The organism is Catalinimonas alkaloidigena (assembly GCF_900100765.1).
GTDB lineage: Bacteria > Bacteroidota > Bacteroidia > Cytophagales > Flexibacteraceae > Mooreia > Mooreia alkaloidigena.
Window position 1 is genome coordinate 127,129 of the sequence record NZ_FNFO01000009.1, and the last position, 13,949, is coordinate 141,077.

At 51.5% G+C, this 13,949-nt stretch carries 12 protein-coding genes and 1 tRNA gene; 7 read left to right on the plus strand and 6 right to left on the minus strand.

Annotated elements, in window-relative coordinates:
• Positions 1-103: 103 nt before the first annotated feature.
• Positions 104-1,327, plus strand: a complete 1,224-nt coding sequence (locus tag BLR44_RS20395) for an MFS transporter (RefSeq protein ID WP_089685571.1) — start codon at positions 104-106, stop codon at positions 1,325-1,327.
• 31 nt (positions 1,328-1,358) lie between these two features.
• Here BLR44_RS20395 and BLR44_RS20400 read toward each other — a convergent pair whose 3' ends face one another.
• Complete coding sequence (locus BLR44_RS20400) at positions 1,359-2,054, minus strand: LytR/AlgR family response regulator transcription factor (protein ID WP_089685573.1); 696 nt, start codon at positions 2,052-2,054, stop codon at positions 1,359-1,361.
• A gap of 295 nt (positions 2,055-2,349) precedes the next feature.
• On the opposite strand from BLR44_RS20400, the gene BLR44_RS20405 reads away from it, so the two are divergent.
• From BLR44_RS20405 to BLR44_RS20425, 5 genes are all read left to right on the plus strand, one after another.
• Positions 2,350-3,327, plus strand: coding sequence for an alpha/beta hydrolase (locus BLR44_RS20405; protein ID WP_089685575.1), 978 nt, complete (start codon positions 2,350-2,352; stop codon positions 3,325-3,327).
• A 168-nt stretch (positions 3,328-3,495) separates the two neighbouring features.
• The gene (locus BLR44_RS20410; protein ID WP_089685577.1) at positions 3,496-3,957 is read left to right on the plus strand and encodes a hypothetical protein; all 462 of its coding nucleotides are present in this window, start codon (positions 3,496-3,498) and stop codon (positions 3,955-3,957) included.
• 23 nt (positions 3,958-3,980) lie between these two features.
• Positions 3,981-5,612: an FAD-dependent oxidoreductase gene (locus BLR44_RS20415; protein ID WP_089685579.1), complete on the plus strand. Its 1,632-nt coding sequence runs from the start codon at positions 3,981-3,983 to the stop codon at positions 5,610-5,612.
• 213 nt (positions 5,613-5,825) lie between these two features.
• Positions 5,826-6,299 carry a Dps family protein gene (locus BLR44_RS20420; protein ID WP_089685581.1) on the plus strand — a complete coding sequence of 158 codons (474 nt, stop codon included), beginning with the start codon at positions 5,826-5,828 and terminating at the stop codon, positions 6,297-6,299.
• A gap of 173 nt (positions 6,300-6,472) precedes the next feature.
• Positions 6,473-7,414 carry an NADP-dependent oxidoreductase gene (locus BLR44_RS20425; RefSeq protein WP_089685583.1) on the plus strand — a complete coding sequence of 314 codons (942 nt, stop codon included), beginning with the start codon at positions 6,473-6,475 and terminating at the stop codon, positions 7,412-7,414.
• Positions 7,415-7,620: 206 nt separating this feature from the next.
• On the opposite strand, the gene BLR44_RS20430 is transcribed toward BLR44_RS20425, so the two are convergent.
• From BLR44_RS20430 to BLR44_RS20445, 4 genes are all read right to left on the minus strand, one after another.
• Positions 7,621-8,424 carry an AraC family transcriptional regulator gene (locus tag BLR44_RS20430; protein WP_245706126.1) on the minus strand — a complete coding sequence of 268 codons (804 nt, stop codon included), beginning with the start codon at positions 8,422-8,424 and terminating at the stop codon, positions 7,621-7,623.
• A gap of 32 nt (positions 8,425-8,456) precedes the next feature.
• Entirely contained in the window at positions 8,457-8,957 is a 501-nt protein-coding gene (locus tag BLR44_RS20435) for a hypothetical protein (RefSeq protein ID WP_089685587.1), read from the minus strand.
• Positions 8,958-9,830: an SDR family NAD(P)-dependent oxidoreductase gene (locus BLR44_RS20440; RefSeq protein ID WP_089685589.1), complete on the minus strand. Its 873-nt coding sequence runs from the start codon at positions 9,828-9,830 to the stop codon at positions 8,958-8,960.
• A gap of 309 nt (positions 9,831-10,139) precedes the next feature.
• The gene (locus tag BLR44_RS20445) at positions 10,140-11,033 is read right to left on the minus strand and encodes an MBL fold metallo-hydrolase (protein WP_089685591.1); all 894 of its coding nucleotides are present in this window, start codon (positions 11,031-11,033) and stop codon (positions 10,140-10,142) included.
• A 99-nt stretch (positions 11,034-11,132) separates the two neighbouring features.
• Here BLR44_RS20445 and BLR44_RS20450 point away from each other — a divergent pair, with 99 nt between their 5' ends.
• The gene (locus tag BLR44_RS20450; protein ID WP_089685912.1) at positions 11,133-11,486 is read left to right on the plus strand and encodes a winged helix-turn-helix transcriptional regulator; all 354 of its coding nucleotides are present in this window, start codon (positions 11,133-11,135) and stop codon (positions 11,484-11,486) included.
• A 1,661-nt stretch (positions 11,487-13,147) separates the two neighbouring features.
• On the opposite strand, the gene BLR44_RS20460 is transcribed toward BLR44_RS20450, so the two are convergent.
• Positions 13,148-13,234: transfer RNA gene (locus BLR44_RS20460), tRNA-Ser, on the minus strand.
• Between the last annotated feature and the right edge of the window lie 715 nt (positions 13,235-13,949).

Here is a 13,949-nt window from a genome sequence, read left to right on the forward strand (position 1 = left end):
GTAGATGTCGCTGACAGCCAGGTATTTGTCGTTACAGTGGGCCGTCGATAACGCGATAGCCGGGTAAACTTAATTTTCCTCTTTACAACTCAATACGCTCCGTATGAAACGGCAACAACCGCAGTTTTTGCGCATCAGCACCCTGCTGGCTTTCGTCTTGATTCCGCTGGGTGGGTTTGCCACCGACATTTACATCCCGTCGCTCCCCGCCATGTCTCAGCACTTGGGCGTCTCGGTGCAGGCGGTACAACTGTCGCTTCTCCTCTTTATGGTGAGTTCGGGCGGTAGTCAGTTGTTTATCGGCAGTCTGCTGGACAGTTACGGGCGTTACCGCTTCAATCTGGTGGCTTTGGGCCTGTTTGCCCTGGCCAGCTTCACCATTGCGGTGACCGGCAACCTCTACGTGATCTACGCCATGCGCGTACTTCAGGGAGTGACCGTATCGCTGATCATCGTAGGCAAACGGGCCTTTTTTGTGGATATGTATCAGGGCAGGCAACTGAAGCACTACACCAGCCTGTTTTCCATTGTCTGGGCTACGGCGCCTATTCTGGCGCCTTTCATCGGGGGCTACCTGCAACATGCATGGGGCTGGCAGGCTAGTTTTTACTTTCTGGGCATCGTGACGGCGCTGGTGCTGCTTTTTGAGCTGATTTACAGCGGAGAGTCGCTGGACACGTGGCCGCCTTTTGACGGGCAGCACATCCGGCGGGTATACCGTCATATGCTGGGCACGGCCGATTTTGTACTCGGACTCCTGATCACCGGACTGAGTTATGCGCTGCTGGTCATCTACGGCATGGTCAGTCCGTTCATTATCGAAAAGATCTACGGCTATACGCCCGTAACGACCGGTTACAGTTCGCTGCTTTCCGGTGTTGCCCTCATGAGCGGTGGTATCGTGTCGAAGCTGCTGCTCAATCAACCGCTACGTGCCAAGTTAAACGGAGCCATGCTCCTGCAAGGGATCACGGCTGTCTTGATGTGGGTGACGACCCGACAGGTCGATCGGCTTGAGGTGCTACTGGGCTTTACTTTTGTGCTCCACTTCATCGCGGGCTTCCTCTTCAATAACCTTTATGCCTACTGCCTGCAGCGATTTACGACCCATGCCGGAACAGCCAGCGGATTGACGGGGGGCGGGATTTACGTGGTCAGTTCGGCGGTGAGCTACGGGCTGATCCATCTGATCGACCTGACAAACACGCAGGCGTTGGCCGTAGTGAACCTCGGCCTGGTAGCGATGCTTCTGCTGACGATTGTGGTATTCCAGCGAATGGCCCGCCAGCGCATCGGGGTCGTTGCTGCCGAGGTGGTTACTCGTTAAGAAAAGGAGAAGCACCACGGCAAGGGAATGTTTACAGGACGTTCAGTCGGCTGTTGACCTGCTTGCGGTAAGAGTCCGTCACGGGGATGAATTTCTTTCCGATGTACAGCCCACCGTCCTGAAACGTATCGATACTACTCAGATTGACGATGTAGGAGCGATGCACACGTAAAAACTGCTCGGCCGGAAACCGATTTTCGACGGCCCGCATGGTGGTATGAATGGCGTACATTTTTTCCGGGGTGTGCAACTTGACGTAGTCGCCCATGGCCTCCGCGTATAAAATGTTTTTGAGTTGCAGGCGGCGCACAATGTTGGAATCCCGTACGAAGATGAACTCGTCCGACGCCCATTGTATTTGTTCTTTCTGGCTTTCCAGAATGTCCCGCGCCTTGTCGATCGCCTGGGTGAACCGGGGCAGCGTAATCGGCTTCACCAGGTAGTCGACCACGTTCAGTTCGAAGGCTTCTACGGCATACTCTTTCCGGAAGGTCGTGAAGATGATCAGCGGCGACTTTTCACCCAGATTTCGCGTCAATTCCAGGCCATTCATGCCGGGCATCTCGATATCCAGCAACAGTACATCTACCGGATGCTCCATCATGTATTGGTAGGCTTCCAGGGCATTGCTGCACTCACAGACAATTTCCAGATCCTTGAGGTCGCTGGCCATGTGAATCAGGATTGAGCGTGCAATGCGATTGTCGTCGACGAGTAACGCTTGCATAGGGCGGAGGGGTTTTCAAGTTGCAAATAAACAGATGCCCGACGAAAACCCAAACAACTTTTGAGCGGGGTGCGATTATTTCATGGTCCTATCGTCGACCTCATCTACCCTTCGGCAGGGAGCGCAGTGCCAACAACGCTACGTTCGATCCAACCCACCAAGTGCACCTTCCAACGATCCTTTCTCCGGATCTAACGCTTTGCCGATACACCCCGTCCCGTTAGCTGATAGCTTTACCCTCGTAAGCCGCTGAAAACGAAAGTTTTCTATCATATAACTAAAATTCCTGATTACCATGGAAACTACACAAATCCAAGATTTCAAAACTGACCCCCGGCTCGATGCCGGTACCAAAGCGTTTCTGAAGGTGCTGAACACGGGTGGCTCTCCCGTCGAGAGCCTGTCCAAACAAGAGGCCCGCAACGTGTTGATCAACGCCCAGGCCGGGGTGGAGGTGGACCTTTCCGGCATCGACGAGTCGGAGAAAACCATCACCGCCGATGGCTACACGCTCACGCTCAACCTCGTGCGTCCCAAGGGCCACGACGAACCGCTGCCGGTCTTCGTGTTCATCCACGGGGGGGGCTGGATTCTAGGCGACTACCCCACCCACAAGCGGATGGTCCGCGACCTGGTGGTGCTCTCGGGCTGTGCGGCCGTGTTCGTTAACTACACGCCTTCGCCCGAAGCGCAGTATCCGCAGGCCATTCACGAGATCTATGCCGCCACCAAATGGGTCGCCGAGCATGGGGCCGAAATCAACGTGGACGGCAGCCGGCTGGCCATCGTGGGCAACAGTGTGGGGGGCAACATGAGCACGGTCACCGCTCTGATGGCCAAGGAGAAGGGTGGACCCGACATCAAGCTGCAGATCCTGATGTGGCCGGTAACCGATGCCGGGTTCGACTACGAATCGGTGCGGGAGTTTGGGGAAGACCGCTTTCTGACCACCTCGCTGTGGAAGTGGATGCTGGATCAGTACACGACCGACCCGCAGGAGCGCGGGGAGCTCTACCTTTCGCCGCTGCAGGCCAGTGTGGAGCAGCTGCGGGGCTTGCCGCCCACGCTGATACAGGTGGCGGAGAGCGACATTCTGCGCGACCAGGGAGAAGCCTACGGGCGGAAGCTGGATGAAGCGGGGGTGCCGGTGACCACGGTGCGCTACGACGGTATGATCCACGACTTCGGGTTGCTGAACGCCCTGGCGACGCTGCCCACCACTCGCTCGCTGTTTGTGCATGCCGCCGCCGAGCTTACAAAGTATTTGCAGTAGCCGCGCCCTCCTCTTGCGGGCAGCTAAGTCCTGAACAGCCCCGACCAGGCAATACCTCGTATTTCTCCATTGGATTTTTTAGCTCCTGGTCGGGCTTTTTTATTCTTTCTCGTCAACGGCCTGAAGCGCGCATTTTGTCGTGCCACTAACCCTCTTTTTAGAAATAGCATGTATCAGTTAAGTGTTGGGCTGAAAAAACAGGTCATCGGGGCCTTGATCAGACAAAAGCAGGAAGAATTGTACGCGATGCAGGGGTTTCAGCACCAGCAACTGGTGGCGGTTTCGGATCAGAACCAGGACAGCTTGCAACTGGTCGAATCGCCTCTTGAGGAAACGATGCAAAGCCTGGAGTTGTATACGCGCAGCATGGATCAGCTGAGCCGGGAAATCGCGCTGCTGCAGGAAATTGATCCGGACGTGTGGCACGATCAGATCCGCTACGGCAGCCTGGTCAAGCTGCAGCAGGTACTTCTGCTGGTGGCGGTGCCCGCTACCCGACACCGCATTCAGCAGTTTGACGTGTACGGCGTCTCCCTTGAGTCTCCCATCTATCGGGCCCTGGAAGGGTTGCTGCCCTCGGATCGATGCTACTTCGGGGGGATCGACTATTTTATTGAAGACATTCTGTAATAACCTATTGATTTTCCCGCTACATGGCAGTCACCGATTTACACCCCCATCTCCGCGCCGAGCATATCGAACAGATGTCAGCGTTTGGCCACCGCCTTGGCATTGCGCAGGGAGAGTACCTGCTCCGATCCGGCGAAAAAGCGCACAGCCTGTTTGTGATCCTGGAAGGCACCGTAGGGATTTTCGACGATACGACGCAGGAAAGGATTACAACGCACCAGCCCACGGAGTTTACAGGCAACATGACGGCGCTGTCGGACCGTCGGTTCGAGTACAATGCCGTGGCCCTGACCGATGTCGTCGTGTTGCAGGTTCCGCAGCTCCGCCTCAAAGAACTGATTAGCCAGACACAGGAGTTGAGCGAGCTGTTGCTTCGCACCTTTTTAGTGCGTCGGGTCAGCGAAGTGGAAAACAAGTATGGTTCCATCAAACTTTTTGGCTCCCGGTATTGTCCGGCCGTGTTCAGGCTGAAAGAGTTTTTCTCTAAAAACCACGTGCAGTACGTATGGGTGGACCTCGAAAAAGACGCTACTTCGGAACGCATTCTGCAGGAATTCGGGGTAGGTGTGGAAGAAACGCCCGTGGTCATCACCAACGATCACAAGATCTTCAAAACGCCTTCGGTCGAAGAAATTGCGGCGGAGCTGGGCCTCTCTTCCCTGCAGGACGCCTCGGTCTTCGATGTAGTGGTGGTGGGGGCCGGGCCGGCCGGCCTGGCCGCCAGCGTCTATGCCGCTTCGGAAGGGTTACAGGTAGCGACCATCGACGCGCTGGGACCGGGCGGGCAGGCCGGTACCAGTTCCAAAATCGAGAACTACCTGGGTTTTCCGCTGGGCATCTCCGGCAGTGAGCTGGCCAGTCAGGCCTATCTGCAGGCACAGAAATTTGGTTGCCATATTTCCATTCCCCACGAAGTGAAATCCCTTCGCTTTGAGGGCAATGTATTCCAACTTTCGCTGGCTTCGGGACACACCCTGAAAAGCAGTACGGTCATTGCGGCTACGGGCGCGGCTTACCGAAAACTTTCGTTTCCCAACCTGGCGATGTACGAGGGGCGGGGTGTCTACTATGCCGCGACTCCCATGGAGTTGCAACTGGTGCGGGGGAAAGAAGTGATCATCGTCGGTGGGGGAAATTCTGCCGGGCAGGCCGCCGTATTTTTATCCGCTCACTCCTCCAAAGTGCATCTGGTCATCCGAGGGCACGACCTGCGCAACTCGATGTCCAGTTACCTGATCCGACGACTTGAGCACGATCCTAACGTCACCTTGTACACCCATACGGAAGTTACGGCGTTGGCGGGCGATGGGTACCTGGCGCAGGTGGAATTGACGGATCGCCTCTCGCAGCAAAAGACCTGGAAAGACATCAGCAATCTGTTTTTGTTTCTGGGGGCTCAGCCCTGCTCCGCCTGGTTGCGTTCGATGACCTGCCTGGATGAGAAGGGATTTGTCGTGACGGGACGCGACCTGACGCAAGACACGCTTGCCCGCTACCAATGGCCGTTGCAGCGCCTCCCGCAGAGCCTGGAAACGTGTGTACCGGGACTTTTTGCCGTAGGTGACATGCGCAGTGGGTCGGTGAAGCGCGTCGCGTCTGCGGTCGGAGAAGGGTCGATGGCCGTGAGCCAGGTACACGCTTTCTTGACTGCGTAGCCGGTAGGCTAACAGGATGGCATTTCGAGACACCGACGACTAGCCACATCCGGATCGGCCCGGGGACTTCTTTGCCCTCCTCGGTTTCTCCGTAGGTCCTGACCGAGGGGAAGACGGATGCCGGGAAAGGCCGGTGGAACGTGTGGCACCCGTGCCCCCAAAAGAAGCTTCTGTACTCACATTTGATAAATCAATACAAAACTAAAATTCAACATGGAAACGATCACAGCAACTCTGGAAGAGAGAACCAAAGAAGTAGCGTATATGCTCAATACAATTTTAGCGGACGAGTATGTGCTCTACACCAAAACCCGCCACGCGCACTGGAACGTAGAAGGAGGCGATTTTCAAAGTCTGCACCTGTTTTTTGAGACGCAGTACCGGCAGCTGGATGCATTGGTGGACGACGTGGCGGAGCGGATTCGGACCATCGGCCACTATGTACCGGCCCATCTCAAGATGTTTCTGCAGGAAACGCACTTTACGGAGCAGGAGACCGCAGCCAATGACGGCAAAACGTACCTGGGCGCACTGTTGAGCGACCACGAGGCCCTGATTCTCCACTTCAAAGAGATTCTCCCTTCCCTGGAAGAAAAATACCGGGACTTGGGCACGGCAAGCTTCGTCAGTAAACTGCTGGAAGTGCACGAAAAAATGGCCTGGATGCTTCGCGCGCATTTGCGATAATACGACCCGATCTCATCTCATGCGGGGAGTTGAGGGGGACCAGACCGATCAGCCTGCGACGTGGCAAAGCAAAAACCTTAATTTGTACTTGTCACACCTTAAAATGTACTTCTGCTCTGGTGCCAGATCCGGCTAGGTTTGCCTCCGTAATCTGACCTAAAACGCACGAAGCCATGAAGGCCATCATCCTTAACGAGCCCGGCGGCACCGACGCCCTGCAGTACACCGATCTTCCGAAACCCGTCCCCCAGAGCCACGAGGTGCTGGTGCAAATCAAAGCGATAAGCATCAACCCGGTAGATGTAAAGACCCGCATGGGGAAAGGCATTTACGGACGTATCAAAGCGGATTCTCCTCTGGTTATCGGGTGGGACATTGCCGGTGTCGTGGTGGAAGTAGGCGATGAGGTAGAAACTTTTCAGAAGGGAGATGCGGTTTTTGGCATGGTCAACTTTCCGGGCTACGGCGGGGCCTATGCCGAGTATGTAGCGGCACCGGCCGATCAGCTAGCCCTCAAGCCGCCGTCGATTTCGTACCAGGAAGCGGCGGCGAGTACCCTGGCCGCATTAACGGCCTATCAGGCCATTTTTGAGAAAGCGAATGTAAAAGCCGGGCAACGGGTCCTGATTCATGCGGCGGCCGGGGGGGTAGGGCACTTTGCAGTACAGTTGGCGAAGCGCATCGGCGCCTATGTGATCGGCACTTCGTCGGCCAGCAACAGAGACTTTGTGTTAAGCCTGGGAGCCGATCAGCACATCGATTACCCCACCACCTGCTTCGAGAAAGAGGTGCTCAATGTAGACCTGGTGCTCGATACGGTAGGCGGCGACACCATCGCGCGTTCTTTGAAAGTCATCAAGCCCGGGGGGACGCTGATCAGCATTCCGACTGGTATTCCAGCGGAATTGACCGCGCAGGCCCACAAAGCCGGTGTAAACGCCTTCTTTTTCCTGGTGCAATCCAGCGGGTATGACATGCGGCAGTTGGCCGAGCCGCTAAGCTACCATCAACTGAAAGCACACGTTTCACAATCGTTTTCGTTTGACGAAATGCCCCAGGCACATGCGCAGGTGGCCAGTGGCCGCACGGTAGGCAAAGTCGTCGTGGAGCTGTAAGACCCGGCCCGACGCACTGTTGGGCATTGATGGGCTCGGCAAGGGAGGCGATAGTCTTGGAAAAAGTTAAGCGGGAGGAGGAGGTGATTTCAGGCGGACCCCTACGAACCGGCTGGTTCCCGTCTCGTCCGCACGGTGTCGGCCGAAAACTACCTCTTTTTAGGTCGCTCTAAAGCCAGCAAAGGTCTTCTGGCAATGCCTGGCTCCTACGCTTCTTTGCGTAGCTCTGTGGGGGCGTAGCCAAAATGCTTTTTAAAGGCGAACGAGAAATGTGACAGATTTTCAAAACCCGCTTCGAGGTACACCTCTGCCGGTTTTTCTTTGTTCTCGGCAAGCCGATAGTGTGATAGCTCCAATCGTTTTTGCGTGAGCCATCGTTGCGGAGTGGTATGAAAGATTTTTCTGAAGTCTCTGTTGAAAGTGGCCACACTTCGCCCGGTTAAGTAGCTGAACTTTTGCAGTGGCATGTTGAACATAAAATTTTTTTCCATAAACTCGGCAAGGTTGATCTTTCCTGGTTCTGAAAAATCAGCCAAAAGGCTATCCACCTCCTTATCAATCGACCGAAGAATGCTTATGCCTTCCTGTATCTTCAGCAAGGCTATTTCGTCAGGTAACTCGGACTTCATTTCAAAGTAGGAAAGAATAGAGGAAAAGTAACTATCCAGTAAAGCGTTGCGGGCAAATGTTCTCAGTTTTTGAACGGACGGCTGTTGAATCGTAATCTTTTTTTGAGCGTAGTAGTCTGTAAGGCGTTCGGGTCTAAACGTGACTGCGATTGATTTGTACGGATTGCCGTTTGTAGGCCGCTTGATAACGGCACACAGCTGGTTTCGTGGCACTAGTAAAATGTCGCCTTCGGTAAACACGTAAGAATGATCAGTCTGCACCATTTTCATTTCTCCTGATAGTACGTGCACCAATGTATGATACTCTGAAACAACCTCGGCTTTGAACGGTTTTTCTTCTACACAAGACAATACTATCTCAGCGTATTTGCTTTCTGCCATCAGTAAAATTTATAAATTTTAACGACCGTTCGTTACTCCAGGATTGCAATTTTAATTGCCTCCAGGTATTCTTTATTTCTCTTGGCATTATACGTATCCGCAATCATCAGCGCTAATGCGAAAAATACAAAGGAAAGTGAAATCCCTTTCCAGTAATAGTCAGGAGAGAGCAAAGCAAACCAGGTCAGTCCTGTAATCAGTACAGAACATGCGATCAAGGCGTAGCGAAACGATACATCTAGCACTTGAGTCATTCGCTGTATTTCCGCTTGCTGCAACTGTAGATCGGTTTCATTTTTTCTTTCGCGCAGGCGCTCTATCATCTTGGTATTGTAACATCCATTGGAAACAATGAGGAGGAGTAGGAGGCCGCCGGCGACTGTTAACCCCGTTCCTAGGCCTTTGGATAAAGGATTGACTGAGGATTGCAGCCCTAGCAAGAGACCTGTCAGGACAAAGCTGATCCCTGCGGGCAGTGCGTAGACGGAAGCCGCTTTCTCAGCTGCGTAGTACTGGTGAATGTGTTCGAGCATCTATTTTTTTAGAAAATCGGGCAGCACCATGTGGCTTTCGAAATCAGCATATTCACTGACCTCTTTCCATTGTTCGGCATCCTGCCATCTTTTCTCACTTGCTTCTTTTGCCAATGTATAGGCATCGCTCCCGATCAGAATATGAGGGGGAACCTGGTCAGCCTCACTGATTTTAAGGATGATCTGAGCAACTTTATTGGGGTCGCTATTTTCGTGGCCCCAGTAAGTTTCAAGGTACTTGATTGTCGCTCCGATGGTAGGTTCGTATTCGGGTAGTAACTCAATTGTGTTCTTGAAGGCACGTTTGCCCCAGTTCGTTCTCATGCCACCTGGCTCCAAAGCGGTTACCTTTACGTTGAACGTGGCTGTTTCTTGCGCCAGCCCTTCCGTAAAACCTCCAATGGCCCATTTTGAAGCATGATAGGCTGCATTACCGGCAGTGGCCATGCGTCCGCCGCCAGAGGAAATCTGAATGATATGGCCGCTGCGTTGCTGGCGCATCAGCGGCAATACTTCACGCGTCAGTGTCACCACACCAAAGAAGCATGTTTCCACCAATTTTCTGAATTCTTCAGCGGGCACTTGCTCAAAAGGTCTGTTGTCCCCATAGCCTGCGTTGTTTACCAAAACATCAATGTGGCCAAACGTATCGAATGCTAACTTCACAACTTCCTTAGCCTGACTTTCATCGGTTACGTCCAGTTCCGCAATCAGAATTTGACTGCCGTATTGCACCGACAGATCATCCAATTGCTTCGTGTTTCTGGCTGTAGCTACTACAGCATGTCCCGCCTGTAAGGCAGCTTCAACGATATTCCTTCCTAGGCCGTTACCACTACCTGTAACCAACCATACTTTCTTGTGCGTTTCCATTTTTTTGAATTCTGATGACGCAAAAGTAAATCGACGTCAGGCAGTTCACTTTGTTCAAACTATCAATTTGCTTTGTTCAGAATGTCATTCTAATACCTTAAGAATTGCGTACAGCCCACGGGGAACCGACATGTGAGAGGCGGATCATGCTCTTTCGTGCAGCACCCGTAATGTCCTCCTGTGCCGCCGCGAGTTGAAGCGCCGCCGGGCGAAAAACGGATTAGTATCTGAGTCGCGCCTTCCGCCTGTCTTTGTTCAGCGGCTGGCAACCTGAACCTGGAGTATACTCTCTGGGTCCTGGGCTTTCATTCAGATGGTATAAAAATCTTTTGGGACGTAATAGTACCGGGCGTTTTCTTTCTTGATGTAGCCTAAACCAGGATAAGGCAGATGATCGCCAAAAAATAACTGTCTCGATGCAGCAAGCTTTTCCAGAATAGAGAGGCGTGTTTCTACTGCAAGGCTAAAATCAGAGTCGATCTGATTGCCCCACTCGGGATGCTCTACTAACAGAATATGCTGGAATGCATCGGCGATGTGAAGTAATTCTTCCTCTTCAGAGAAAATTCTGATGATGGTATGGCCCGGTGTATGGCCTGGCGCAGCGTGAAGTTCAAGAAACCCAAAAAGTGTGTCCTGAAAATCATAAAACCTGATGTGACTGCGAATCAATTTCAAATGCTCCCTGGCAAACTGTATTTCGAAATCGGCAATTGCATTTTTAGTGCCGTTAGAAAAATCAGGCTCTTCTGAGTTCCAAAAAGTATACTCCGCACTGGCTATGTGAAATTCGGCTTTGGAGAAGACCAAATTGCCTTCTTCATCAACGATTCCCCCAATGTGGTCCGGATGTGCGTGGGTGAAGACGACGTCGGTGATATGGTCGGGGGTTAAGCCGGTACTGACGAGATGGTGGAATAATTTCCCGGCCGTTGGTGAAATTCGGTGCCCGCTACCTGTGTCGATCAGTACTGTCCTGTCGGGTGATTTGATGAGCATGACGTTGCCGGCCAACGTGATTTTATCCGTAGTAAGGAAATGATTCGCTAACAAAGTTGAAACCGCCTCAGGGCTGGCCTTTGGGGCGAAGAAAGGCTGTATCGGTGAAACGTCAGAGAAGCCGTCTGTCAATACAAACACTTCTAACTTGCCCAGTTGCATTTTGACGTAACCGGGATTGGTGATTTGTTCTGTCAAGTCCATTTTTTATAAATTTATGATCGCAAATTTACGGCAGGGGGCGGTTCGAAAATTATTACTATCCTTTTAGAAAGTGCTTTCCTTTTAGAAAGCTTTATGGAAATGGCAAAAGCAGCAGAAATTGAGCAAAAAGCGTGTCAGGAAATTATGCTTCCTATAACAGATGCGCTGGAAATTCTAAAAGGGAAGTGGAAACTACCGATCATTGTTTCTCTCTCATTCGGCAGTAAGCGGTTTCGGGAAATTTCAAGAGAAATTCCCGGAATTACCGATAAGGTCTTATCCAAAGAGCTAAAGGAGTTGGAAACGAATTGCCTGATTACCCGAACCGTTCATGACACGTTTCCTCCTACCGTAGCGTACGAAATAACTGAGCATGGTTTATCACTGGAGAAAGTGATCATGTCACTAAAAGACTGGGGCGTAGAGCATCGGAAAAAAATTATAGGAACTTGACGTGGCTGTTGAGTGATGAGAAACAGAGCGGAACGTAGAAGGTTGCTGAAGCTGCCCCATGCGGTTTCCTCTCGATGGCCGTGGCGCCGGACACTCAATGGGACATCTACGTGACTTCCTGCACTGGCGTGATGAAGGTCCGCATCGGAGGCTACTTTTACTCTCGGTTATACGGTCGGCCCAGCGCACCCATGCGTAGGCCAGATTGAAGCACGAGCGCAATCATGAACGCTATAACTATGGCCGTTTATTGGTTGCTCTATAGCTTGAGCAAGTATCGCGTTGCCCGGTTACGGAACCGCGGCAGTAAGATTGGAGAAACCCTTATAAATTAAGGAGCGAGAGAAGGCACCTAGACCTAGTAAACGCGCTACACCGAGCTAGTAGGGAACCGGTAGCCGTGGGGGGAGTGTCATATAAGCCCATTTATATCTGTAATATGGCGGCTCCCATTACCTATCCAATTCCAGAGACCACGAGTTGATAAGTAAGCGAGACCTGCGTCTTTTCAGATAGGCATGTGATTAATAATTGTTTACTGATTGTGTATTGAAGGAAGAGAGGGAGGTTATTATATAGACCTCTTGTATGCTTCCTGCACCCCGAAAGCTTGCCGAAACTCAGGACCATCCGATCTGTCACGGCAACGTAGCGCTCGTAGGAGCGATGGAGTTATACTGGATCGTTGAGTTCAGCCTGTTTGGCGATCACCTTCAGATAATCGTTCAGCTTCTGGTAGAGATAGAACGCACTTTGTCTTCCAGATACAATTTGACAATGTCACGAGCTTTTGGTGTAAGAGGAATCAGTAGACGAGACGGTCGTTGGTCTTGGTAGTGGTGATTTGTAATCACTCTTTTGAAATGCTTTCGACGAAGAATGGAAAAGTCGGAGTAGCGTATGCCGGTGTACACGGACAGTAGAAACAAATTGCGGGCCTTGTCTAGGTGACCAATGAGTTCTAGCTCCTCCAAAGCTTCTATTTCTTCCAAGGTGAGGACAAGCACTTGGGATTCACGCCGCCTCCAGCGAAATTTTTGGTAATCGAGCCGTATGTTGTAGCCTTGACCGGTGGCAAAGTTAAGGAAGCGCTTTGGTGTCGATACCTGTTTAACCACTGTGCTAGCGGTCAGTTTCGCCTTTGGAAGCAGGTGCGACGTCCAGCATTCGAAGAACGTAGCATTAAGGGTATATAATTAGATCCGGTAACGCGATTGCTTTTTAAAACCTTTCAAATGGTGCAAACAAGTATGATAGACTTGGATGCTCCCCATTTTCTGGTGGTGCTACATAATCTACTCTTTCATCATTACAAAGGTCTGTACATAGTACAGCATAAAACCTATGCGGTACTGAGCATGAAAGGATCAGTCTGCTTCTGCTCGTGGGTGACTTTACTCTTTATCCGTAGACGCAGAAGCATTATTAGAAGGTGAACTTCTACTTAACCGCAGCACCCAAACAATATAGCGAAGGTAAGTTTGGCTTTGCGTTAATGGGGATTCGTCGAAAACGCAGGGAGCTAGCTATATTATGATTATGAGGTTGCTACATTATGAAGCTGCTTTCTGGTACAAGTGTAGCTAATGGCTTCTATGTACCCCCAGGCGTACCCCAAAAAAGCAAAAGCCCTTCATACAGCTAGTATAAAGGGCTTTTTGCGGAGAGGGGGGGATTCGAACCCCCGATACCGTTGCCGGTATAACGGTTTTCGAGACCGCCGCATTCGACCTCTCTGCCACCTCTCCAGAGGTCCTTCGAAAGGCGCGCAAAATTAGTGGGTTTTTGTGAAACTACCATGCCTGTGAAAAACAAACAGCAGGATGAGGAGCTGTCTCTGCTGTGGCGGTGGGAAGACCGGTGCCGTCGAGCGAGCTGTACGAGATCGGAAATCTAGGGGAAAACCAAGGTGCCTCTTGCGGACGGTGCTCCTCCGGCAGGCGCTACGGAGCAGGATGGCCGCGTGCAAAAAAAGGCAACGCCTGCGTTTCACTCGGTAATTTGTCTTTAGGTTTTGAATTAAATTTTTCTACCAAATGTCATTTTGCGTGGTTGAAAGCCGGGTTCTGTTCCCTGTTTCAAAAGATCCAAACTGGCGGAATCGGCGGCGCACGGCAGCCAAGTGAAAATATTATTATGTCAAAGGGACACAATATGGCGCTGTTAGCCGAATAAAAGCGATGTTGCGAATTGTATTTAAAGAATAAAGTTGCGTTGTGTGTTGAAATCCCGAAAAAACTTTTTTGTTAAGATAATTTGCTAAGAATACCGGTAATTTAGTTATTTAGCGGACCAATGGTTCTCTGTGCAAACGATGGTATTGGGATTCTCGCGAGTTTCAGAAACTGTTGTTTTAAGGAGACGCTTCTTTGCATTTTGTCCGAGCGGCTATTTTGCAAAGTAAGACCAGAATAGTACTTTAGTTTACTAGATTACCTACTACCACCATGCTACACTCTACTC

Coding starts and splice junctions, on each gene's coding strand:
- BLR44_RS20395 (WP_089685571.1), top strand. CDS start 104: ATGAAACGGCAACAACCGCAGTTTTTGCGCATCAGCACCCTGCTGGCT.
- BLR44_RS20435 (WP_089685587.1), bottom strand. CDS start 8,957: ATGCTCGAACACATTCACCAGTACTACGCAGCTGAGAAAGCGGCTTCC.
- BLR44_RS20410 (WP_089685577.1), top strand. CDS start 3,496: ATGTATCAGTTAAGTGTTGGGCTGAAAAAACAGGTCATCGGGGCCTTG.
- BLR44_RS20415 (WP_089685579.1), top strand. CDS start 3,981: ATGGCAGTCACCGATTTACACCCCCATCTCCGCGCCGAGCATATCGAA.
- BLR44_RS20420 (WP_089685581.1), top strand. CDS start 5,826: ATGGAAACGATCACAGCAACTCTGGAAGAGAGAACCAAAGAAGTAGCG.
- BLR44_RS20405 (WP_089685575.1), top strand. CDS start 2,350: ATGGAAACTACACAAATCCAAGATTTCAAAACTGACCCCCGGCTCGAT.
- BLR44_RS20400 (WP_089685573.1), bottom strand. CDS start 2,054: ATGCAAGCGTTACTCGTCGACGACAATCGCATTGCACGCTCAATCCTG.
- BLR44_RS20445 (WP_089685591.1), bottom strand. CDS start 11,033: ATGGACTTGACAGAACAAATCACCAATCCCGGTTACGTCAAAATGCAA.
- BLR44_RS20440 (WP_089685589.1), bottom strand. CDS start 9,830: ATGGAAACGCACAAGAAAGTATGGTTGGTTACAGGTAGTGGTAACGGC.
- BLR44_RS20430 (WP_245706126.1), bottom strand. CDS start 8,424: ATGGCAGAAAGCAAATACGCTGAGATAGTATTGTCTTGTGTAGAAGAA.
- BLR44_RS20450 (WP_089685912.1), top strand. CDS start 11,133: ATGGCAAAAGCAGCAGAAATTGAGCAAAAAGCGTGTCAGGAAATTATG.
- BLR44_RS20425 (WP_089685583.1), top strand. CDS start 6,473: ATGAAGGCCATCATCCTTAACGAGCCCGGCGGCACCGACGCCCTGCAG.